Source organism: Sorangiineae bacterium MSr11367, assembly GCA_037157805.1.
In the GTDB taxonomy this organism is placed as follows: Bacteria; Myxococcota_A; Polyangia; order Polyangiales; family Polyangiaceae; genus Pendulispora; species Pendulispora rubella.
In genome coordinates, this window is the sequence record CP089983.1 from 11,882,425 (window position 1) to 11,905,218 (window position 22,794).

Sequence of the window (22,794 nt, forward strand, 5' to 3'; positions counted from 1 at the left end):
GCTAGTTGTCGGGAAGTCCGTCGATAGCCCGGCGATAGCGTTCACGGCGGGCGGAGTCGCGGAGGATTTCGTAAGCCTCCTCCAGCACCTCGACGATTTTTCGCACGTCGGGAGCGAGGTCGAGCAGGCGCGGCGTGAGGAGGCGCGCGGGCTCGAAGGTGCGGCGAAGCTCGAGGAAGGCGCGACGGACTTCGTAGCCCGTGGCGTTGCGCGGTACGCCGAGGATGGCGAAGTAGTCGCCTTCGTCGACCAGTTGCATGCGCGTGCGTACGCGGGCGCGCACGGCATCGACGTCGAGCGCGTCGACCTCCGCGGGCGATGCATGGTCGGCACCCGCGCGAATGCCCCAGGCCCCGCTTTGGGGGCCGCTCTTGATCGAGCGCGCCACGTGAATCACGCCGAGCAGCGACAGCGCGTAGAGCACGGAGCCCATGTCCGTGTCGGCGTGCGTGGCGAGGGCCGCCTCGATGGAGAGGCCGCGACCCTGCTCCAAGATGGCCAACTCGGCGGGACCGAGGGCGCACTCGGTGAGCAGCTGCGGCTTGGGTCCCTCGGCGATGCGCGAGTGGACACCGCCCATGCGCTGGAGCGCGTCCTCCGGAGCCACCACGCGTCGAAGCACCTCGACGATGACCTCCGCACCGGTGGAGCCGCCGAAGACGCTGGGCTCTCCGCGCAGCCGCCCCGGAGGCTCCGGCTCGATGAGCGACGTGCCCTCTTTGATCAAGAGGGCGCGGCCCAGGATCCACTCGGCGTGCCCGCGTAGCACGGGCCAGAGTTGGTCCTGCCGCAGATAGCCCTGCGCCACCAGCGCCGCACCGGCGTGCCGCCCGAACGTCGCGAAGCGGCCCGCGAGCTGGCTCACCTTTTCGCGCGGAAGATCGCCACGGGCAACCAGGTACGCGATGAGGCTCTCGTCGTCGACGCCCGAGGCGCACGTGACGATATCGCCCTCGCGAAGGACGGCACGGCGAACGCCGTCTTTCGATTCGAAGCACAGGGTGCCCGTCACCCGCGACGCAATCGCGCGCGCGAGCACCAACGGAGCATCGCTCTCACCGAGCACGCTCGGCACCGGTGGTGGCGGCGCGTTCACCAGCCGCGGGATGGGCGTGGGCGGCGGCGGTGGAATGGCCATCGGCGGGATCGCCGGCGGCGCGGCAGGTGCGAGCGTCTGCGCGCCCGTGGTCGGCTGTGGAGGCGGGGGCGCGGTGCGCGCGTCTTGCGGGGGTGGCGTGGTGGGCGTCTCGTGCGACGGCGAAAGCGCATCGACGATGGCATCGCTGGCCAGCGCGCGCCCGAACATCGGCGGCGTACGCGGGGGTCCCTCCGGGGGAGCGGGCTGCGTGGGAGCATCGGCCGGCCGCACCGAGGGCGCCGGCGGCGGCACCGCGGGGTAGGTGCGATCGCGCCCCTCGGCCCCGGTCGTATGCTTGGCGCCCCCCGATGTGGTCGCACGCGCGGGCGGGCCTTCGTTGCTCTCGCCGAGATCGCGCTCGCCCTCCGAATCGACGAGCGGCTCGTCGAGGGCGGCGAGGATCTCCTCCGGGAGCACGGCCTCGATTTCCTCGTCGGGCGAGGGCGGGCTCGATTCGTGCGCGTTCACCTGCGCGCCGCCCACGCGCTCTTCGGCCTCGGCCAGAAGCTGCGCGAGCTCGTTGCTGAGCGGGCCTTGCAGGCTGGCGAGGCGCTGCGCCACGAGCGCATTGCGCGCCGAGAATCCGGCCAGCGGCACATTCGATGGCATCGATGCCATCGACGACAAAGACGAGAGCGACGACAAGGACGCGAGCGAGCCCATCGACGCGGGTGGCTGGCTCGGCCGCTCCGCGCGCATGCTCGGCGGCGGCAGAATCGCAAAGCTTCGATTCGACGGCGGCGGCGGGCTGCTCCGCCGCGACGACGGTGGCGGCAGCTCCCGCGACTCGCGCGACTCCCGCGAAACCTCCGCCACCGCGGACAGCTCCGACGCCGCGGGCGCGACCTGGTGCGGCCCCGAGGGCACGTGCGCACTCAGCTCCGCGGACATCTCCATCGCCCGCTGACGCAGCGAGTCCACCTTCTTCACGAGCGCCGCCACGTCCACGGGGCGCGCCACGAAGCTTTGCGCGTGCGACGGAGAATCGTAGGCAGCCTCCAGCGGCGCCCGGCCGATGTACAAGACGTCGATCGACTCACCGTCGGGCAGCTCGCGCATGCGGGCCACGGTCTCCAGCGCGCCGTCGGCATCCGCGTCGACGAGCACCACACGCGGGCGCTGCACGGCCACGCGCGCTACCAGCATGGCCAGCGGCACGTCGACCACCATGTACCCGTCGTTGCGCAAGGCCTGCGAAATGCGCTCCGCCTCGACGGACGGATCGCTGACGAACACGGTGGCCTTGCTCACCCTGGGCTTCTCCGCGTCCTGTGGCCGCACGCTCCCCAGGCTCATGACTCTCGATCGATTTTCTCGCCGCGCTCACTTAAACGCTGGACGAGGCGCGGCAGCAGCCCGGCACCATAGACCAGCGCAAAGATGAAGAGCACCAGGGCAATCTCGCCCCTTGTCATCCCGAAGATCACGACGCCTCGAGCATATCGCGTTTGGCGGCGCGAGGCCTCCCTTCGGTCAGCCGGGCGCTACTTCTTTACCGGCGGAGCTTCCCGGCGACGTCGCACCCTGGGGGCGTCAAGTTGTCGTGCCGGCATCGTCTGCAGGTGGAACCGGGTCGGCCGACCCGCGGTTTCCGCGGTTTTGACCCGATCGCGGGCCAATTCCATGAACCGCTGCTGGGACCGCACCGCCGGCTGGCCAGGGACGGGCGGCGCCACCCGCATGTAGCTCCCGTCCGAGCGCAGGAACCACGACTTCACGTTGTCGGCGCACTGCACGTGCAGCACCTCGATGAGGCGGGTACGCGCGGCGGCATCCTCGATGGGAATGAGCAACTCCACCCGGCGGTGGAAGTTGCGCGGCATCCAGTCGGCGCTCGCGATGAACACCTCCTCTTTGCCGCCGTTCGCGAAGTACAGCACGCGCGCGTGTTCGAGGAACCGATCCACGACGGCGCGGACCTCGATGGTGTCGCTCACCTTGGGCACGCCGGGGCGCAAGCAGCAGATGCCGCGCACGAGCAACGTGATCGACACCCCCGCTTGCGACGCGCGGTACAGCGCCTCGATGACGTCTTCGTCCACCAGCGCGTTCATCTTGGCGATGATGCGCGCCGGCCGTCCGGCCCGCGCATGCTCGGTCTCGCGCTGAATGAGCCCAAGGACCGCCTCGTGCAACCCGAGCGGCGCCACGATGAGCGAGTTCCACTTCGGCGGGGCGCTGTAGCCCGTGAGCAAATTGAACAGCGACGAGGCGTCCTCGCCGATCTGCGGCTTGCACGTGAGCAGCGACACGTCGGTGTACATCCTGGCCGTGGTCGGGTTGTAGTTGCCCGTCGCGAGGTGCACGTAGCGGCGCAGCTTGCCCTTCTCGCGCCGCACGACGAGCAGGCACTTGGCGTGCGTCTTCAGGCCCAAGAGACCGTACACGACGTTCACGCCCGCTTGCTCCAGGGTGCGCGCCCACTGGATGTTCGACTCCTCGTCGAAGCGCGCCTTGAGCTCGACGATGGCCGTCACTTGCTTGCCCGCCTCCGCGGCGCGCGTGAGCGCCTTGATGATCGGCGAGTCGCCGCCCGCGCGGTACAAGGTCTGCTTGATCGCGAGCACGTCGGGATCGTCCGCGGCGCGCGTGATGAAGTCCACGATGGTGTCGTACGAGTCGTACGGGTGCTGCAGCACCACGTCGTTCTCGCGCACCAGGGCAAAGAGGTCTTCGGCATCGCGCAGCGGCGGGGCCACGTAACCGGCGAAGGGCTCGTCGCGCAGCTCGCGCCGCTCGTCGCGCGAGACCATGCGCATCAAGTCGGCCACGTTGAGCATGCTGCTCGTGCGGTACACGTCACGCTCGGGATCGAGCTTCAGCGCCTTCACCAGCTTCATCAGCGATCCCGGTGTCGGCTCGCCCGCGACTTCGAGGCGCACCGCATTGCCGCGCTCGCGCCGGCGCAGCTCCTGCTGGATCATCTGGAGCAGGTCCTCGGCCTCTTCCTCGTCGAGCTCCAGGTCGAAGTTGCGGGTCACGCGGAAGGAGTAGACGCCCTTGACGCGCACGCCGGGAAAGATGGTGCCCACGTGCCGCGAGATGAGCGCCTCGAGCAGCACGAACGCGTGCTTGGCCAGGCTTCCATCGGGCAGGCGCACGCCGGAGATCTCGATGAGGCGGGGCAACATCACGGGAACCTGCACCACGCCGAAGCCCGACGCGTGGCCCTCGCCTTCGCGCGCGAACATCACGCCGATGTTCAGGCTCTTGTTGCGCAAGTGCGGGAACGGATGCCCGGGATCGACCGCGATGGGGGTCAGGATCGGGAAAATCTCGTTGTGGAACATCTGGTCGAGCTGCGACAGCTGGTCCTGCGACAGCTGCTCGGGCCGCACGACGAGCGTGCCCTGCTCCGCCAAGCGCGGCAAAACCTGGGTCTCGAGCGACGCCGCCTGCTGCGCGGCCAACGCGTGCACCCGGAGCGACACCGCGGAGAGCTGCTCGGCCGGGGTCATGCCATCGGGGGGCAAATCGCCCACCTCGCCGGTCATCTGCTGCTTCAAACCGGCGACCCGGACCATGAAGAACTCGTCCAAGTTCGACGCGAAAATGGCGTGGAACTTGAGCCGCTCCAACAACGGCACCGCCTCGTTCTCGCCCTCCGCGAGCACGCGGGCGTTGAACTCGAGCCAGGACAGCTCCCGGTTCAAATAGAGGTAGGGCGAACGCAGATCGGGCACCCCGTCGCTGACGAGCAGGTGCGGGGCGCTGTAGGCCGGACTACCGTTGTTGATGTTTCCCGACGAGGCCGGCCCATGAATCGGGGCCACGGCCCCCGAATGTGGTGTCTGCGAGGACGGGGAAAAGTCAGAGCTGGGACTGGTTTCTTCCATGAGGGAGACCGCGAACCGTCAATTTGACGAAATTTATACTAGCCCAGATCCCCCACCGCGCCGGGCAACGATTGTCGCACTCCCAACACCCTTGCGTGACAATCACGTCACGGATGCGTCTCGATTGCGTGACGTTCGGGTGAATCCACCCCCGCGATCCCCGCCACGTCGTTGCGCATCCACACGTGATCTTGGCCGAACACGGCGGTCTCACGGTAGTGCTCGTGCACCCAGGCCGCGGCATCGGGGCAATGCTCTTCGAAATCCTGTGCGGCGCTTCCATTCGATGTCAACGGCGACTTATCGAAGAACACGAACGCCGCCGGCGGCTGTTTCTTGAGGTGCTCGAGCATGTCGCGCTCGTGTTCATCGCGCATCCGCGTGATGACGGCGGCCTGTTGCGGATTGGGACGCGGTCCATCGGGCAGCCATGAGCCGCTGATGGCGGCGTCCGCATTGAGGTCGTACACGTAGATGTACGGCGAGGCGCTCATGCGCTGCGCCAGGAAGAGCACGTACGGATCCATGCCGTAGACCTGCACGCGATCGCTGGGCTGCGTGTGCGTGCGCAGGTAGTCGGCCGCCTGGCGCATGTCCCAGGGGAAAAAGTCCGAGTTCTCGAAGTAGACCAAGTAATCGTGGCTCGCACGCTCCTCGCTGTCGCGCGCCTTGGCCAGGATCCACTCGTCGACCACGTGCGGGGACAAGGGGAGCGTGACCGCGAGCTTCGTCGCCAGCGCCGCCGCCGCACCGTACGGCACGAGGCGCAATCCAAACGGAGCACGCCCCAGCCGTTCCCATAGCCACACGACCAGAACGAGCCAGTCGAGGTGAATGCCCGCGCTCACCGGGTGAAAATGGTACGGAAAGCCCTTGGCCTGCGCGAGCACGCTCACGATCGCGGCGAGCGGCACCAGCGCGAAGCCGACCGTGCGGCGTGGCATCTGTCGTTCCACCACGAGCCCGAGGTGCACGAGCGCGGTGACCAGCGCCATCAACGCCGGAGGCGCGCCCCAATTGAGGCCGAGGATCTCCGCCGTCGTGCGCGGCATCATGAAGCGGTACATCGCCGGCACATCGACCATGTAGATCCGCACGAAGGCCCCGATGTCCGCGTAGCGCAGCAGAAACGCGATCTGCGTGGCGGCGCCGGCGGCCGCGCCCAGCGAGAACACCACGAACCTTCGCTTCTGCGACAGCGACAGCTCGTCATCGACGACCAGCGCCACCAGCTGCACCAAGGTGAAGAGCACGTACGTCGGCTTGCCAAACCACGGGATGGCGCCGAGCGCGCCCGCCAAGGCGAGCGGCCATAGCGGTCCGCGGGTCGGACGCGACTTTGCAAGACGCCGCTGCGCGACGAACTGCAGCGCGACGGCGCTCAGCATGAACCAGTCGAAGAAGCTCTCGCGCTGGGCGAGGTCCCAGTAGATGTACATGACGTGCTGGCTGCTCAGCACGACCCACGCGGCAAGCGCCCAACCGGCGCGATCGATCCAGCGCACCTTCTTCTTCGCGATGCCGGGCAGGCAGGCGCCGGCGAACGCGAAAGTCATGCCGGTGATGGCCAGATCGAGAACACGGAACCGATGTTCATCAGCGCCACCGAACCGAAGGAAGACCATGTGAATCAGGTGCGTGAGCGGCCCGTTGACGTCGCGCACGTCGCGGTAGTCGACCGCGCCGCGTTCGATGGCCCACGCCACGTACTGGAAAATCCCCTGGTCCCGACCGAGCGTGGTCAGCGAGGCGCGCTTGGTCGCCTCGACCACCCAATAGAGCGCAGGGAGTGCGATCACGAGGGGGAGGACGAGCGAACGTCGGATGGTTATCCATACCCTCCACGCAGCTCGCACCGAGCGTGTGTTCAGCGCGGTGCTCGCCATCGCCGTACCTTCCACCTTCGATTCACGGCGGGCACCTTACAAGATGTGGTAGCTAGCTCAAGCCGAAGGTTTGGGCATGCGAATTGGAAATCGGAGTAGAATTGGTATGGTTTCCGCGGTGACCTCGAAACCCAGCCCGAGTCAAAAGATGACCGATCCGGTCCGACGTTTACCCGTTCCGGCCGCTGCGCCCCCCGAACGAGCGCGCGCATTCGCCGATACGTTGGCGGAGGCCAAGGGGAAACACGTCCTCATTGCCCTGCGCGGCCATCCCGATCCGGATGGCATTGCTTCGGCGATGGCGCAGGCCCACATCGCCCAGCGCTGTGGCGTCGCGCAGACGACCATCGGCTACTGCCACGAGCTCAGTCATCGCGAAAACCGCGCGTTGGTGAAGCTGCTCGGGGTGGAGCTTCGCAAGATCAAGAGCGTGAAGGACGTCGGCAACGTCGACTTTCTCTCGTTCGTCGACGCGTACGATGTCGATCCGGACTTGGCCGACGCCGAGGGCATCGAGGTGCTCACCATCGTCGACCATCACCGTGCCCCCACGCCGCCGAAGGCGCGCTTCGTGGATCTGCGGCTCGACGTGGGCGCCACCGCCACCATCTTCGTCGAGTACTTGGATCAGCTGGCCCCGCTCGACAGCGAGGTCGAGGACGATCAGCGCATCGCCACCGCCCTCATGCACGGCCTGTCGACCGACACGGACGACTTCATGTTGGCCCGCGCGGGCGACTTCCGCGCCGCCTCCGAGATCATCGAGGTGTGCGATCGCGATCTGCTCGCAGACCTGAGCCGCCGCCTCATCGCGCCCAGCGCGATGGACGTGATGGCCCGCGCCCTCGCGTCGCTGGTCGTGCGCCGCAACTTCGCCATGGCCGGCATCGGCTTCGTCTCCGAGGGTGACCGCGACACCATCGCGCAAGCGGCGGATTTCCTGGTGCGCCGCGAAGACATCGACACCGTGGTCGTCTACGGCGTCGTGGGCGATCGCTTCATCGAGGGCTCGCTGCGCACGCACTCGCCCAGCGTCGATCCGTCGGCGTGGCTCGAGCAAGCCTTCGGCTACGACGACAAAGGCCGCCCCTACGGCGGCGGACGGCGTGACAAGGGCGGCTTCCGCATCCCCATCGGCTTCCTCGGCCGTTCGACGGATCGGGCCCAGCTCTGGACCTTGGTCGAACACGCCATGCGCTCCGCGCTCTTGCGCATGGTCGGCGACGAACCCGCCACCGGTGTGCTCGTTCAAACCGTGTGACAGCGCCTCTTCGTTCTCTCCGCTGCCTCCGCATCGTTTTTTGCGGCCTCCCGATGGGGGCGTTGGCGCTTCGGCACGATGGGCACGACATCGTGCTCGCGGCCATCAGCCGAAGCGATGCATCCGGCCTGCGCCGGCTCACGCGGGTGCTGGGGCGTGAGCGCGTGCTGGTGAAGCCGGATCTCGCCGCGCACGCGGAGCGGGTGAAGGAGCTCGAGCCCGACCTGGTGGTGAGCTGGTTCTGGACCAAGCGCATCCCGACGGCGGTCATCCGTGCGGCAAAGCTCGACGCGTTCAACGTGCACCCGTCGCTGCTGCCGCGCCATCGCGGCGCGGATCCCATTTTTTGGACCCTCGATGCGGGCGACGCCATCACCGGCGCGACGGCGCATCGCCTGGAGGATCGCTACGACACGGGGACCATCTATGCGCAGCGCACGATGGCCGTCGATGCGACCTGGAACGCGTGGACGCTCGCCCTGAAGCTCGATCGCGTCACGCTCGCGCTGCTGCGCGAGACCGTTGCGCGGTTGGCGCGCGGTGAAACGCTCGAGGCGCGCCCGCAAGACGAGGCGCTGGCCACGCACGCGCCGACGCCGAGCGAGGACGATCTCGTCGTGCAGTGGAACGACGACGCCGACCGCATCGCGCGCCGCATTCGTGCGGCCGCTCCGTGGCCGGGCATGCTGGCGGAAATTGGAGAGCGCGCGATCCTCATCACGCGCGCCGAGCCCACCGATGATGTGCCTCGCGCACTGCAGCCGGCGGAGGCCGCACTCGTCCACGGTTGTGTCGTGGTGCGGGCCGGCGATCGCGGTTTGCGCCTGATTTCCGCGCGCGACGCTGACACCGACGAGGAGCTTTCACCCAGCGAGCTCGCAGACTTGATCACATCGGTTCCGTCTGGCGCCGTCCGATGATCGTTTCACGGCATTCGCCGACCCTGTAGCATGCAACTTTCCCTTAGGATTTACCCTGCTCGAAGGAGATGACCGTGCCCGATCCCGCTTCAACCGCTCGCATCGCCCGTGAATCCCTGTCGCGTGGGCTTCAGGCCCTGCAGTCGGATCCCACGGTGCCACCGCAACTGCTCGATTTGGCCGCGGTGATTGCGCAGTCGATGGGGGCGTTGCACCAGATCGAGCGCTCGAACGGCACGCAGCTTCTCCCGCACGCCAGCATCGCGCTCGAGAACGTGCGCAAGGTGCTCAGCCAATTGCAAAGCGTCAACACGTCGCATCCGGCCGTGAACGTGGCCATGGAATCGGTGGCGTCGTCGCTGGGCCTCGTGCACTCGCTCCACCAGCTCGCGAGCTCGCCGGCACCCCTGGCCACCGCGCCCCTGGCGGCCGCGCCCCCGCCGCCTCCGCCCATGCCGCCGGTGGGGATCGCGCCCATCGCTCCGCTGGAGGGCGCGCCCATTCCGCTCACCAAGCCGCTTTCGAACCCGCACCAGGCGGCGTTCTCCCCGCATCCAGGAGCGGCCCCCCAAGCCGGGCCTGGGGCACCCGCCTTCCAGCCGCCCCCCGCTCCGCCGTACATCGCGCAGCAGCCCCCGCCTGGCCCGGCCTTCCCGCCGCCGCCCCAGCAGCCCGTGTTTCAGGCGCCACCCCAGCCGCAACACTTCGGTGGGGGCATCGGTCCAGGAACGGGTCCCGGGGCCTATCCCTACACGCCGCCGCCGGCGCCGAATCCTGCGCCGCCCGGGTTTGCGCCGTCGCCCGGTCCCGCGGGGGATTTGCACGTGGTTTCGGCCGATCTGGGCACCCATAGCGCCACGAATTTCTACAAGGGCCTCTCGGGCAACGACATCATCGACCACGGCGGGCTCTTCGTCTCGACGTACATGATTCCGAAGCTCGGCACCCAGATCCGCCTCAAGGTCTCGCTCCCGGGCGGCTACGAGTTCGAGGCCAATGGAATCGTGCGCTGGGCGCGGGAGCAGTCCGACGGCAGCGATGCCCCGCCGGGATTTGGCGCCCAATTCACGCAGATCACGCCCGAGGCGCGCCAGCTCGTGTACCGCTACGTGCGCAACCGCGAGCCCCTGTTTCACGACGATTTGTAGCGGCCAAGCCGGGGAGGTGCACGACAGCGTCGAGCTTTCGTGAGCGCAAAGGCCGAGCCGTGTAGACTCGCGGGCCCCTCGCTTGCGTCGTATCTTCCTTTGCGCTCTTTTCGTTTGCGTCACGCTCGGCGTGCTGTCGGCCTTCGTGCCGGGGCGTGCGCGTGCGGCCAACGATCCCAATTTGGTCTGGAAGACCATCACGACGCCGCACTTCCGCATCTCGTACTACTCGGGTGAGGAAGACATCGCGAAGCACCTGGCCGACGAGGCCGAGGCCATCCACGCGCGCCTGTCGCCGGTCCTCAATTGGTCGCCGGCCGAAAAGGTCGAGGTGGCCCTCTTCGACCAGACCGACGGGGCCAACGGCTTCACCTCCATCGTCCCGTTCAACGCCATCCGGCTCTTCGTCACCGCGCCCGACGATCTTTCGCCGCTGAGCGACTACGACGGCTGGCAGACGACGCTCTTCACGCACGAATACACGCACACCCTGCACATCGACCAGATCCGCGGCCTGCCCGCGCTGGGCAATGCGCTCATCGGCAAGCGCTTCTCCCCGAACCAGGTGCAGCCGCGCTGGTTCATCGAGGGGCTCGCGGTCTACGAAGAGTCGGTGCGCACGAGCGGTGGACGTCTGCGCTCCTCGCAGTGGCAGATGTTCATGCGCGCCGACATTCTCGAGAACAACATCGCCCCGCTCGATCAGTTCACCGGCACGCCGCGCCGCTGGCCGCAGGGCAACATTTGGTACCTGTACGGGTCCTTTTTCATGAAGTGGATCCAGGAGACGTACGGTGAAGGCGTCATGCGCCAAGTCATCGACGACTTCGGCCAGCAGGTCATCCCGCTCGGGTTCAATCGCTCGCTCCGGCGCGCCATCGGAAAGACCTACGAGGAGCTGTACCCCGAGTGGATCGCCTCGCTGAAGAAGGGCTTCGGCGCGCAGCGTGATGCCATCGTGGCGCGCGGGCTTCGCGAGGGCGTGCGCCTCACCTACGGCGGCAACAACGCGCAGCACCCGGTGTGGGTCCCCAAGAACGCGTGGCCCGATCACCAGGGCGGTCTCGTGTACTTCCGCGACGACGGGCACAGCACGCCGGGTCTCTACGCGATCGACCTGCAGCGCGACGCGCAGGGTGCGGTGGTGGCGGCCGGGGACAAGAAGCGCGAGCTGGTCATCCGCACCAACGGGGTCTCGCACGTGACCTTCGCGCCGGACGGCAGCGCGATTTTCGATTCGAGCGCCCCGTTTCGGCGCATCTTCAACTTCACCGATCTGTTCCAGCTCCCCGCCGGCGAGAAAAGCCCGACGGGCCTCGATGGAAAGCGCACCCGCCTCACCGAGGGCTTCCGCGCCAGCGACCCCGCGCTCTCGCCCGACGGGCGCCGCGTCGTGTTCACCACGAACCACCGCGGCACGCGCTACCTGCAGATCGCCGATGTCTCCGACGAAGGCGTCACCAACGTGCGCTCACTCGTGCGGAGCAACCGCTTCGAGCAAGCCTTCGCGCCGGAGTGGTCGCCGGACAACCGCCACGTGGCCTACAGCGTGTGGACCGAAGGCGGCTACCGCGACATCCGCTACGTCGACACGGCGGATGGCACCTACGTCGAGCTCGCCCACGACCGCGCGCAGGACGGCGGCCCGTCATTTTCACCCGATGGGCGATGGCTCTTCTTCCACTCGGATCGCACCGGCAGCGTGAGCAACATCTTCGCCTGGAACGTCGAGACGGCGGAGTTGAAGCAGGTCACCAACGTCGTCAACGGCGCCTACCAGCCCGAGATTTCGCCGGACGGCAAGACGCTCGCGTACCTCGGCTACACGCACGTGGGCTTCGACCTTTTCGCGATGCCGCTCCGCGAGAGCGATTGGCTCGACGCCGAGCCGTACGTGAACACGCGCCCTGCCCCCTACCCGGCCGCGCCGCACGTCGAGTTTCCCTGGCAGTCGTACAACCCGCTGCACACCTTGCGACCGCGCCGCTTCGGCGTGTCGATCACGCCCGGCAACTTCGGGCAGGCGGTCATCGTCACCGCCGACGGCGCAGACATCGCGGGCCATCATGCCTTCACCGCCTCGATGACCACCGAGGTGGAGCGGCCGTACCTGCAGTTCGGCCTCGGCTATACGTACGCGCGGCTTCCCGTCGATCTGAACTTCAACGTCTCGCGCAGCATCGCCCCGCGCGGTGGCTACCAGCTCGGGCAAAACTACAAGCCGATCTGGATCCAGGAGGCCCTGAGTTTCTCCACGGGCGTCTCGTACAACTTGCCCAACTCGTCGGGCTTCGATGGGCAGTCGTTCGCCCTGAACTATGGCGTCACTCGGCTCGGGGGCGAGCTCCCCATGCCGGCCGACAAGCTCGACCCCTACGAGACGCCGGTCATTCCGCGCGATCGCTACATGATGGCGGCGGTGCATCTGGGCTGGGGCTACTCGAACGCGCAACGCTTCCTCTACAGCGTGGGCGCCGAGAAGGGCTTCAGCATCGGGGCAAACTTCGACCTCACCAACACGGCCATCGCCAGCGACTACTCGGGCTACGCCGCGGACATCAATTTCACGTCGTACCACCTGATGCCGTGGCTCGCGCACCACTCGCTGGCCTTGCACGCAGGCACGGGCTTCAGCGGCGGCAACTTCCCCGGGCGCGGGCCGTTCTACGTGGGCGGCTTCGTCGACCTGCCACTCTACGACATCGTTCGCAACACGCTCATTCAGGGAGGCATCGCGCTGCGCGGCTACCCGCCCGTCATCCTGGCAGGGCGAAACTACGCGCTCTTCAACGCCGAGTACCGCTTCCCCATCGTGAACATCGACCGGGGATTTTCCACGCTGCCCCTCTTTTTCAAGCGCATCACGGGCACGGCCTTCCTCGACTACGGCAGCGCGTTCGACGACGCGGCCACGGCGCAGTTCAAGACGGGCGCGGGCGGCGAACTATGGGTCGACACGCTCATGGCGTACGTCGTCGACTTCACCTTCCGCCTTGGCTACGCGAAGGGGCTCGCCAGCGGTGGGCTCGACAAGTTCTACTTCGTCGCGACCGTGCCTTTCTGAGCGATTTCGTGGAGTTCGACCCGGTTCGGGCACGAATTTGACGCAGGGACAAAAACCAAACGCCAGGCACCGCCGTTCGAGGTGGCGACCCTGGCGTCCCTGGCAGTTTTAAAATAAATTTCTCTATTCGGTTTTCGCTTCCGCCTTGGGGGCGGCGGCCTTCTTGGCCTTGCGGGCGGGCGCGCTCGTTGCTTGCGAGCGTGCCTGAGCCTGGCGCTTCAGACGCGCCTTTTTCTTAACCTGGCCCTTACGGCGCTTCATCTTCTGCGAATTGCGGCGATCGAACTTGCCCATCTTTTCCTCTTAGAATCTAACGATTTCAACTGCTTGCACTCGGCAAGCACGAGCCTTGGAGCACAGATCGCCATCAACTAGCGGGCTGCGCGAAGGGCGTCAACACTTGTCAACGATGGAGATTTCCACAAGGTGATCGGATGTTCCGTACGGCGAATTGACCGGGCTTGCATATGGCGGACCGATGTCGGTTGAACCAGGCGCCACCTCGTGTCGCGGAGCGTCGAGCACACGGGTGCACAATTACCTCAGTAGACGTCGGAATCGAGGATGCTAGATTGAGGTTGTGGACGTGGTCCTGCGAAAGCTTGGGAAGGGCTCGCGCGCCGTTGCGGGCCGATTGGTCCGAGCACCGCGCAAAGGCTCTGTGGTCGTCATCGAATTTCCGGACGGCATGCACGAGTACGTGACGACACCTGTCAAACGCGTACTCCGCATCTGCGGCCGTGAAGTTTTTTACATCGAGACGATTAACAGCCGTTATCGCCTCGAAGTGCGGGGGCGCGAAGACGCCATCGCCGAAAGCACGGGCTGAGCGGCGGTTTTCGCGTGCTCACGGCGTGACGGGCCTGTCGCGGGCTTCGGCGTGCGACGAGGATTCCCGGCGGTGGCAACGCCCGGTCGCGAGACGTGCTCGACGCCTTGTTGCGCGAAGTACGTGCGCAGCATCTCGCGCGCGACCACGTTGGCCTTGATGCTCCACGCGGGATCGTTGACGACGAGGGTCGCAATGGCGACGGGCTTCACGTTGGCCACGGGGCGGCTCGGCGCAAAGCCGGTGAACCACGTGAAGAGGCGCCCCGATTCGTGATCGGACAGGGTGCCCGTCTTTCCCGCAACGGCGATGCCGCGCAGAAAGGGGCGGCCCGCACCATCGCGGAAGGCGCGGTACGAGGTGCCCTCGGTGATCGTGTGCTCCATCATCGTGGCCACGGCCTGCGCGGTCTCGGGCTTCATGATGCGCCGAAGCGATGGCTTCTCGGGCTCGGCGAAGATCGGCTTGCCCTCGCCGTCCATCGCCTCGCGCACGATGCGGAGGCGCACGGCCTCCCCGCCGCGGGCCAAGGTGGTGCTGATCGCCGCGGCCTGCATCGGGGAGAGCGTGGTGTGAAAGAAGCCCGCCGCCGTGCGCGCATACTCGAGGGGCTCGGGCGGCAATTCGAGGCTGCTTGGCTGCACATCCACGTCGAACGGAACCTTCTGCCCAAAGCCATAGGCCAGGGCGGCCTCCTCGAGGGACTTCGGCTTCAACCGGCGCAAGGCGAGGCGCGCGAAGACAGGGTTGATGCTCTTCCCCATGGCATCCGAAAGCGTGATGCACCATCGGTCGCGTCGCGGGTTGTCTTCCAGGTCGAGGGCGTGGATGCGCTGCATGCCACCGCCCGCGTAACACTCGCGCGCATCGGGGCCGAGCCCCTCGGCGTCGACCAAGGCGGTGCCGGTGACGATTTTGAAGACGCTGGCGGCGGGCGCACTGGCCTCGGCGCAGAGATCGCGGGCGGGGCCCGACTCGACGTGGCTTGCGTAGGCGAGCACGTGGCCGGTGGTGGGGTCGACCATCACGACGGCGGCCAGCGGGAGATGGCGGCTCGCCAGCAGGGAGTTCGCCATGCGTTGCAGCTCGGGATCGAGCGATAGGCGGGCGACACCTTGGTTGGGCAACGGCGCGGTGGTGCCCTCGTCGTCGAAGGCGATGTGAAGCAGGTCGAGGCCGGCCAAGGCGGAGGGCGCGCCGGCAAAGCCTGCTGCGGACGCGCTCGTCTCGGGCCGAGGGGCCTTACCATCGGGCGACGTCGGGGCCACGTGGGAGGCCGAGGACTCCTCGACCTGGTCGCTCCCGCTCGCACCGAAAAGGCCACCGGTCTGGCTGACTGGATATTTTCGTACGAGGTAAAGGAGGCCAACGCACGCGGCCGCGGCCGACAGTCCGAGTATCCACCTTCGCATCGAGGCTCCTCGTGTGACATACGGCCGCCGCACGGGGCAAGAAATGCGTATCGTTCGGGCCATGAAAGGCCTCGTTTGCGCCGTGGTTTTTGCATCGCTGCCGTTTGCCTCGGTTGCGCTGGCCGAGCCGGCCCCCAAGGTGGATCTCGCGTCGGCCACCTTGCAGTACGGCGCACCGGGAGAATCGGTGTCCATCGCGCTCGACCGCAGCGAGCTGCCCGACGCGAAGGCCGTGCGCGTGGAGACGGTTGCCCTCGGTGAAGGGCGAAGCGTGGCCCGCGTGGTGGTGCCTTCGAAGACGCGCAAGGGCGTAGCGTGGGAGGCTCTCGTGGCCCAGTCTGGCGTGGCCCAGGCTAACGCGGTGGCCGGCAAGGTGCTGCACTCCGGTGTGACCGGTTACGTGCGCGGACAGGACGGGGATCGCACGGGCACGGCCATCGACGTGATGCCGCGCGGCGATGGGACGTCGATCGTGGCGGTGGGCGAGATGCGCGAGGATCTGCGGCTGTGCGGGCAGGAGACGACGCTGCTCGCCCCGCAGGTGGTCGACGCGAAGACGTTGCAGCTCCGTGGTGCGTCGCTGCAGCGGCTTTCGCGCGCGCAGCGCGAAGGGGCGGAGAAGATCGCGGCGGGGTTGCGCACGCAGGCGGAGACGCCGCTCGGGCGCTTGCTCGTGGCGACGGGCGCGAGCACGGCGCTGGGGAAGCCCGCCTCGCTGACCGATGGGGATCCCGCGACTGTGTGGGCCGAGGCGCGCCCGGGGACGGGGCTCGGTGAGTTCGTGGTGATGCGCGCACCGTCGGAGGTGCCCATCACGCGCTTGGCCATCACGGTGGCGCCACCCGGGGCGAACCCCACGGCGGGGACGGCGCCGCGGTCGTTCTTTCTGGTGACCGATGCGAAGACGTTCTCGGTGACCTTGCCGGAAGACGGGTGGCTCAAACCGGGTGCCTCGTACGACATCGCGCTGAAGGAGCCGCTGCGTACGAGCTGCGTGGCGCTGGTGCTCGACCAGGCGTACGCACGCGGGAACGCGCGGCCCGAGGTCACGATCGCGGAGCTCGCGGCGTTCAGCGAGTTCGATACGACGGGGGCATCCCCCGTGTCGGTCGCGCGGCTTCTGTTCGGCGGAGGCCCCCGGGCGCAGGCGGCGGCGGGGGTGCTCCAGCGCGCGGGCAAGCGCGGGGTCGAGGGCGTGGTGCAGGCGTGGAACGAGCTCGATCCCGCAGGGCGCGCGCTCGGTGTGGACGTGGCGGTGCGCACGTCATGCGAAGACGGCGGGCCGCTCTTGGTGGCCTCGCTCGACGACAAGGACCGCAACGTGGAGCGCAAGGGGCGCGAGAAGCTCGAACGGTGCGGGCGCGCGGCCGCACCGGCGCTGCTCACGGCGATGCGCGATGCTCCGGTGCCGCAGAAGGCGCGCTACGCGTCGCTCCTCGCGTTGCTCGCGCCCAGTGCGGCGGTGCCGCCCATTGCGGCGTTGCTCGGGCAGGGATCGCCTGCGGATCGGCAGATGCTCCGCACCGCCTTCATGCGCGCTGCGCGGAGTGCGGACGCGGCGAAGCTCACCGAGCTCTTGCGCGAGCGGCGCTCGGGGGATCCGGCGGCGCGACTCGAGCTGCTGCGCGCGATGGGGCCGCGTGTCGCCGACGTGCGCGAGGATGCGCGGACGGATCTGGACGATCTTCTCAAGGGCACGCCCGATCTGCCGATGCGGTACCTGGCGCTCGGGCCCGTCGCCGAGCTGGCGCGGCAAGGTCACCGTGAATCGGTGGACCACTTCGTGGCGTTGATGGGGCACGACACGGCGTGGCCGGTGCGGGCGCGCGCGGCCGAGCTCGCGCTGCACATTCCGGGCGCGCAGCAGGAGCTCATCGAGCGGCTACGCGATCCGGAGCCGCGCCCGCGCGAGGCTGCCCTGCGCACCATCGCCGAAGAGCACCTCTCCGCCGCAGCGGTGGCGGTGGAAGCGTTGCTCGCGCGCGATCCGTGGACCTTCGTGCGCGTCTCGGCGGCGGGGGCCTTGGGGGCCATGCCGCAATCGCCGGACATCGACGCGTCGCTGGCCACGGCGCTCGAGGATCCCGTCCCCGCCGTGCGCGTCGCCACGGTGGACGCGCTGGGCGTGCACCGCGCGGCATCGTACGCGGGCCGCGTGCGCAAGCTGCTCGACGAGGACAACTCCCCCGACGTTCGCCTCGCCACCGTGCGCACCCTCGCGCAAATGTGCGACGCCAACGCGCTGGACACCTTCACCGAGCTCGCGGCCAAAGCCGCCTCCCCCAACGCCGAAAACGAGCTAACCCTCGGCCTCGCCGCCATCGACGCCCTGGGAAAGATCCATCCGCGCGACCTCGCCCGCCGCCTCGAGCGCGTCATGTCCAAAGACGCCCGCGCCCAAGCCCGCGCCGCCGCCCAACAAGCAATGGCCGCCCCGGGCATCTGCCGCCGCTAGCACCAAATCGATCCCGAACCTCAAACCTCAAACCTCAAACCTCTGCCTCGATCTCTAACTCAGCCTCGCACTCGCACTCGCACTAGCCTCTCCACTCAGAGATCGCTGCGAGGCGAGAACGCTTTGTCGACTGCGTACTCGAGATACGCTCGCACCAGTGCGAGTGCGAGTGCGAGTGCGAGTGCGAGTGCGAGTGCGAGTGCGAGGCAGAGGTTTGAGGTTTGAGGTCGAGACGGAGTAGGAGGGCTCGTATTCGTCCCGTCGGGGCGGGGCAGCTGCCGACGTTAGCGAAGCGAATCGGGAAGACGACGCTGTTTCGAGACCTCGCGCTGAAACCGCTCGAGCAAGTCGAGGACATCGTTCGCGACCCATGCCCGATTCCGCCGCTGGCGCGTGATCTCCACGAGAATGCCGGCATCGACGAGCCGCTCGATGGCCTCGTACACGTTCTTGTCTGCAACCGCCCGCCCTGTATCGTCCCGCACGATCTGTCGCGCCGTGTCGATGGAGACGACGGGCTGACGGATCAACCCTTCCAAGATCGCGGCCGCCGCAGACTTCTTTCGCGGGCGCGCCACCTCGAGCCATGCAGCTCGTAGCTCCAGGATGCGATCGGCGAGGATATCCCCGTGGCGCGCGGAAACGATCACGGCGCGCGCAAAGTCCGACACCCAGGTGTCGAGATCGCCCTCACGGTACCGGGTCAGACCCGAGAAATAGTCCTCTGGCTCGGAGAGTAGGACGGTCGAAACAGGTACCAAGCTTCGCGTGATGACCGCACGACGCCTCAAGATCACATGAATGAGTGCCCGCCCGACGCGACCATTTCCGTCGGTGAACGGATGGATGGTTTCGAGTTGCGCATGAGCGATCGCCGCTTGCACGATCGGCGGAATATCCAGCCGTTCAGCAAATCGAAATAGGTCGTGGAGCAAGCCCTCCACGCGCTCGGGACGAGGAGGAACGAAGAGTGCGCCGCGTGGACTGTCGTCGCTGCCACCGATCCAATTCTGCTGCATGCGCAATCGTCCAGCCCACGCATGCTCCGCGGCATCATCGCGAAGAAGCTCGCGATGGATGGATAGAAACGGATCCATGCCGAAGGCCGTGCTCTGCGCGCCCACTTCGACAGCGCGTTGCATCGCACGGATGTTGGCGGCCACCTGCCCTGCCATGGTCTGGCCACCCCGCAAGCCCGCGAGCACTTCGAAGACGGCCCGGGCGGGAGCTTCGACGCGCTCGATCTTGGAAGACGCCACGGATTCCGAGCGAAGGAGGAACGCCGCCAACTCGTTCAGTTCCGGCCCCGCGTGACGGGCGTGGCCATCGAGCGTTGCACATCGACGCTCGGCTTCGACCACGAGAGTCATTGCCTCGGAGGAGAGCGCGGGGCGAAGGGGCGCGATCTCCGGAGGAATCGCCGAGGCGTAGCTACGAAAGGTGCGATCCTCTCGCCGGGAAGGACGCGAGCCATGTTCCGCCCAGCTCCAGGTCCGCTCCTCGAACTGTAGAGCTGGCCAGGGAACCGTAACCATGGCGTACCATAGTAACGCTTGTCGTAACAAACGTAACTATGGCGCCCCTTGTTTACGGTTACCGGCTCAGATCAGCGCGCGCAGCAAGCTCGAGACGGCGGCGGGGTCGGCGAGGCGGTAGGTCGCGGCGCTGCGGCCCTTGCCGACGTGGATGGCCACGCCGCTCGGGGGCAAGGCGCGGAACATGTCTTCGTCGGTGCGGTCGTCGCCGATGGCGAGGACGAAGGCCGGCTGCGCGCGCTCGAGAACGCGGTCGACGATGATGCCCTTGTGGATGCCTTGCTGGCGGATCTCCACGACCTTGTGGCCGTGGATGACTTCCACCGGGGCGTTGGACAGGATGTCCGTCAGGTACGTGGCCAGTTCGCGCGCCTGCAGCGGGCCGAATTCTGCGTCGGCCATGCGGTAATGCCACGCGATGGAGGCCCACTTTTCCTCGATGCGCGAGCCCGGTGTGCGATCCGTGAAGTCGTTCAGGATGGTGCGCAGCGACGTTTTCCACTCGCTGTGCAGCTCCCGCATCGGAACCCACGATTGGCCTTGCTCGTGTCCCCACGCTCCGTGCTCGGCGTAGAGCGAGATGGGCAGATCGCCCAGCCACTCTTGGAGCGATTCGCGCGTGCGGCCGCTCACCACGTTGACGTCGGTGGGCTGGCTTCGGTGCGTGAGCGACGCCAGGAGCGCCTTGACCTCCTTGGTGGGCGCCGCCAACTCGGGCACGCGCTCGATGGGCGCCAAGGTTCCGTCGTAGTCGAGCAAGAGCGCCAGCGACGGCGCCTCGCGAATGCGCTCCACCAAGTCTTCGATCTCGGCGGACGTCGAGGGCGAGTCGCCCAGCGGCTCGGCGCGCGGCAGATGCTCCAACTTGGAGATGAACGAATCGGCCCAACGATGCACGTCGTGGCGCTGCACGCGTTCGCGCAACGTACGCATGCGCGAGCGGCGCTCTTCTTCGGGCATGCGCAGCGCGTGTTTGTACGCCGCCACCATGCCGTCCAAGTCGTGCGGGTTCACCGTGATCGCTTCACCCAATTCGGCGAAAGCTCCGGCGAATTCGCTCAGGACGAGAACGCCATCGCCGTCGGTGCGCGAGGCGACGAACTCCTTCGCGACAAGGTTCATGCCATCACGCAGCGGCGTGACGAGCATCACGTCCGCGGCGCGGTAGAGTGCGGTCACCTGCTTCTGCGAGAACGAGCGGTACAGGTAGTGGATGGGCACTTGTCCCACCGAGCCATACGCGCCGTTGATGCGCCCGACGGTCTCCTCGAGCTCGCGTCGGAACGAGGCGTATGCGTCGACTTTTTCGCGCGAAGGAACGGCGACTTGCACCAACCTTACGCGGCCTCGAAGCCGCGGCTCACGTTCGAGCAATCGCTCCATCGCCAGCAGACGTCGCTGGATGCCCTTCGTGTAATCGAGCCGATCCACGCCGAGGAAGATCTGCTGCCCCTTGGCCTGCTCGCGCATGCCCGTGACTTGCGCGATGACGTCCTCGTCGTTGGCGAGCTTCTCGAACGCCGCCACGTCGATGCCCATCGGGAAGACGCCGAGGCGGATGGTACGGCCTTGGTAAGGCACCCGATCGATGGAGAAGCTCGCATCGAGCGTGCGCACGATCGACTTGGCGAAATGGCGCAGATACCCGTACGTGTGAAAGCCGACGAGGTCGGCGCCGAGCATGCCGTCGAGGATCTCCTCACGCCACGGCAGGATGCGGAAGATGTCCGTCGCCGGAAACGGGATGTGCAGGAAAAAGCCAATCTTCGCGCGGGGAAGCGCCTTGCGCAGCATGCCCGGAACCAGCGTGAGCTGGTAGTCGTGCACCCAGATGAGATCGTCCTCGCGGTACTGCGCGATGACGGCCTCGGCGAAGCGTTGGTTCACGCGGCGGTACGAGTCCCAATCGTGCGCATCGATGGGGATGCGGTGCAACAGGTAGTGGAACAGCGGCCAGAGCACGCCGTTGGAGAAGCCTTCGTAGTAGCGCGCGACCTCACTCGCACTGAGCTGCACCGGCACCGTTTTCAGGTCGGTGAGCTCTTGGTTCACGCGGGCGAGCTGCTCGGGTTTGAGCTTCGACACGTCGCCTGGCCAGCCGATCCAAAGGCCGTCCGAGCGGCGATGCGGTCCACTGAGGCCCGTGGCGAGTCCGCCGGCGCTGGGCGTGACGGTCACGCCGCGCGGGTCGGCCTTCACCGTCACGGGGAGACGGTTCGAAACCAATAAAAGACGCGGCATCAGCTACCACCGACGTCTTCGCAGACCTTGGCGCCGTCTCCGTTCGGCCGCCCGTCGTGGACTTCCATCGGGCAGTAGCCACCCACACGCAGCTGGTCCACGAGCTCGACCACGGCGGAGCTCGACCAGTTGCGCTTGCCGTCGAAGCGAGCGCGGATGATGCCGCGCGGATCGATGACCCACGTCTCCGGGAAGAGGTTCGTGCCGTACTTGCCCCCGACGATCTCGTTGTCCGGGTCGAACAGCACCGGGAAGGGCGGAGGATCGTGCAGGACGGCCTTCAGCGTGTCGTCCACGTCCTCCGGGCCCTGGTCCACCGAAACGGTGAGGACGACGACGTCCTTGGACCGCTCACGCAGGATCTTGGTGAGGTCTGCGATGCTGGGGAGCTCTTCGAGGCAGGGGCCGCATGTCTTGGTCCAGAAATTCAACACCACGGTTTTCCCGCGGAACGACGAGAGCGAGACGGTCTCACCCTTCATGTCCTTCAAGGAAAAATCTGGCGCGCGGCGATTGGTGGCCGCGTATTCCGGGTGGAGCAGGCACATGGGTGCGCAGCGCCGGCGCGTTTCGCCTTCGCGTGCGACGGATACGAAGCTGTAGACGAGCACCCCAGCCGCAAGAACGAAGCCGACATAGGCCGCACTGGTGAAGCCAGCGAAGCTGCTGCGAGACGGAAGACCCCCCTTGGTCGCGTCGGGCATGCCATGCCTTATAGTCCACCGGGCGCGGTCATGCGACGTCGGATCGCTCAGCCGTACGGGGTGCGCGTCATCCCCGTACGCACTGCTTCACGCGCGTACGCACCGACAGCGGCCTAGAGGCGACAGACATGCGCACTGGAGGGCGCAGAAAGTGTGGCGTGCTCGCGAATCCCTCGCCAAAGCGCCACGGTGAAGGCCTTGCCGGGTTCGTTTCTGACAACGGAGCACGGGAATCTGCAATGCCCGACAACGGCATTGCTCGTGCAAGGTCGCCCGGTGTCCTGTCGCGGAGGGGAGAGAGAGACCGCGGTTCATGCAAAGTGCATTTCCAGCTCTGGTCGGGTTCCTCATTATTTTAGGTGCAG

General features: G+C 67.2%; 13 protein-coding genes. 5 read left to right on the forward strand and 8 right to left on the reverse strand.

The window, feature by feature from the left end; all coding sequences use genetic code 11:
* Position 1 precedes the first annotated feature (1 nt).
* The 3 genes from LVJ94_46280 to LVJ94_46290 form a co-directional block, all read right to left on the reverse strand.
* Positions 2-2,434 carry a J domain-containing protein gene (locus LVJ94_46280; protein WXB04299.1) on the reverse strand — a complete coding sequence of 811 codons (2,433 nt, stop codon included), beginning with the start codon at positions 2,432-2,434 and terminating at the stop codon, positions 2-4.
* Positions 2,435-2,622: 188 nt separating this feature from the next.
* Positions 2,623-4,911 carry a polyphosphate kinase 1 gene (ppk1, locus tag LVJ94_46285; protein WXB04300.1) on the reverse strand — a complete coding sequence of 763 codons (2,289 nt, stop codon included), beginning with the start codon at positions 4,909-4,911 and terminating at the stop codon, positions 2,623-2,625.
* A gap of 170 nt (positions 4,912-5,081) precedes the next feature.
* Entirely contained in the window at positions 5,082-6,773 is a 1,692-nt protein-coding gene (locus tag LVJ94_46290) for a hypothetical protein (GenBank protein WXB04301.1), read from the reverse strand.
* A 205-nt stretch (positions 6,774-6,978) separates the two neighbouring features.
* Between LVJ94_46290 and LVJ94_46295 the strand changes: the two genes are divergently transcribed.
* The 4 genes from LVJ94_46295 to LVJ94_46310 all read left to right on the forward strand — a co-directional run bounded on the left by LVJ94_46295 (position 6,979) and on the right by LVJ94_46310 (position 13,253).
* Positions 6,979-8,121, forward strand: coding sequence for a DHH family phosphoesterase (locus tag LVJ94_46295; GenBank protein ID WXB04302.1), 1,143 nt, complete (start codon positions 6,979-6,981; stop codon positions 8,119-8,121).
* A 53-nt stretch (positions 8,122-8,174) separates the two neighbouring features.
* Positions 8,175-9,041, forward strand: a complete 867-nt coding sequence (locus tag LVJ94_46300) for a hypothetical protein (protein WXB04303.1) — start codon at positions 8,175-8,177, stop codon at positions 9,039-9,041.
* 74 nt (positions 9,042-9,115) lie between these two features.
* On the forward strand, positions 9,116-10,189 hold the full coding sequence (locus LVJ94_46305; protein WXB04304.1) for a PilZ domain-containing protein: 1,074 nt from the start codon (positions 9,116-9,118) through the stop codon (positions 10,187-10,189).
* An 82-nt stretch (positions 10,190-10,271) separates the two neighbouring features.
* The gene (locus LVJ94_46310; protein WXB04305.1) at positions 10,272-13,253 is read left to right on the forward strand and encodes a hypothetical protein; all 2,982 of its coding nucleotides are present in this window, start codon (positions 10,272-10,274) and stop codon (positions 13,251-13,253) included.
* 123 nt (positions 13,254-13,376) lie between these two features.
* Here LVJ94_46310 and LVJ94_46315 read toward each other — a convergent pair whose 3' ends face one another.
* Positions 13,377-13,547: a hypothetical protein gene (locus LVJ94_46315; protein ID WXB04306.1), complete on the reverse strand. Its 171-nt coding sequence runs from the start codon at positions 13,545-13,547 to the stop codon at positions 13,377-13,379.
* A gap of 480 nt (positions 13,548-14,027) precedes the next feature.
* The gene (locus LVJ94_46320) at positions 14,028-15,494 is read right to left on the reverse strand and encodes a penicillin-binding protein (GenBank protein WXB04307.1); all 1,467 of its coding nucleotides are present in this window, start codon (positions 15,492-15,494) and stop codon (positions 14,028-14,030) included.
* A 61-nt stretch (positions 15,495-15,555) separates the two neighbouring features.
* On the opposite strand from LVJ94_46320, the gene LVJ94_46325 reads away from it, so the two are divergent.
* Positions 15,556-17,949: a HEAT repeat domain-containing protein gene (locus LVJ94_46325; protein WXB04308.1), complete on the forward strand. Its 2,394-nt coding sequence runs from the start codon at positions 15,556-15,558 to the stop codon at positions 17,947-17,949.
* A 284-nt stretch (positions 17,950-18,233) separates the two neighbouring features.
* Here LVJ94_46325 and LVJ94_46330 read toward each other — a convergent pair whose 3' ends face one another.
* From LVJ94_46330 to LVJ94_46340, 3 genes are all read right to left on the reverse strand, one after another.
* A complete protein-coding gene (locus tag LVJ94_46330) occupies positions 18,234-19,484 on the reverse strand; it encodes a Fic family protein (protein ID WXB04309.1) in 1,251 nt (416 codons plus the stop codon).
* A gap of 66 nt (positions 19,485-19,550) precedes the next feature.
* Entirely contained in the window at positions 19,551-21,725 is a 2,175-nt protein-coding gene (locus tag LVJ94_46335; GenBank protein WXB04310.1) for a bifunctional alpha,alpha-trehalose-phosphate synthase (UDP-forming)/trehalose-phosphatase, read from the reverse strand.
* Complete coding sequence (locus LVJ94_46340; GenBank protein ID WXB04311.1) at positions 21,725-22,429, reverse strand: TlpA family protein disulfide reductase; 705 nt, start codon at positions 22,427-22,429, stop codon at positions 21,725-21,727. Before LVJ94_46340 ends, LVJ94_46335 begins: the two co-directional genes overlap by 1 nt.
* Positions 22,430-22,794 lie beyond the last annotated feature (365 nt).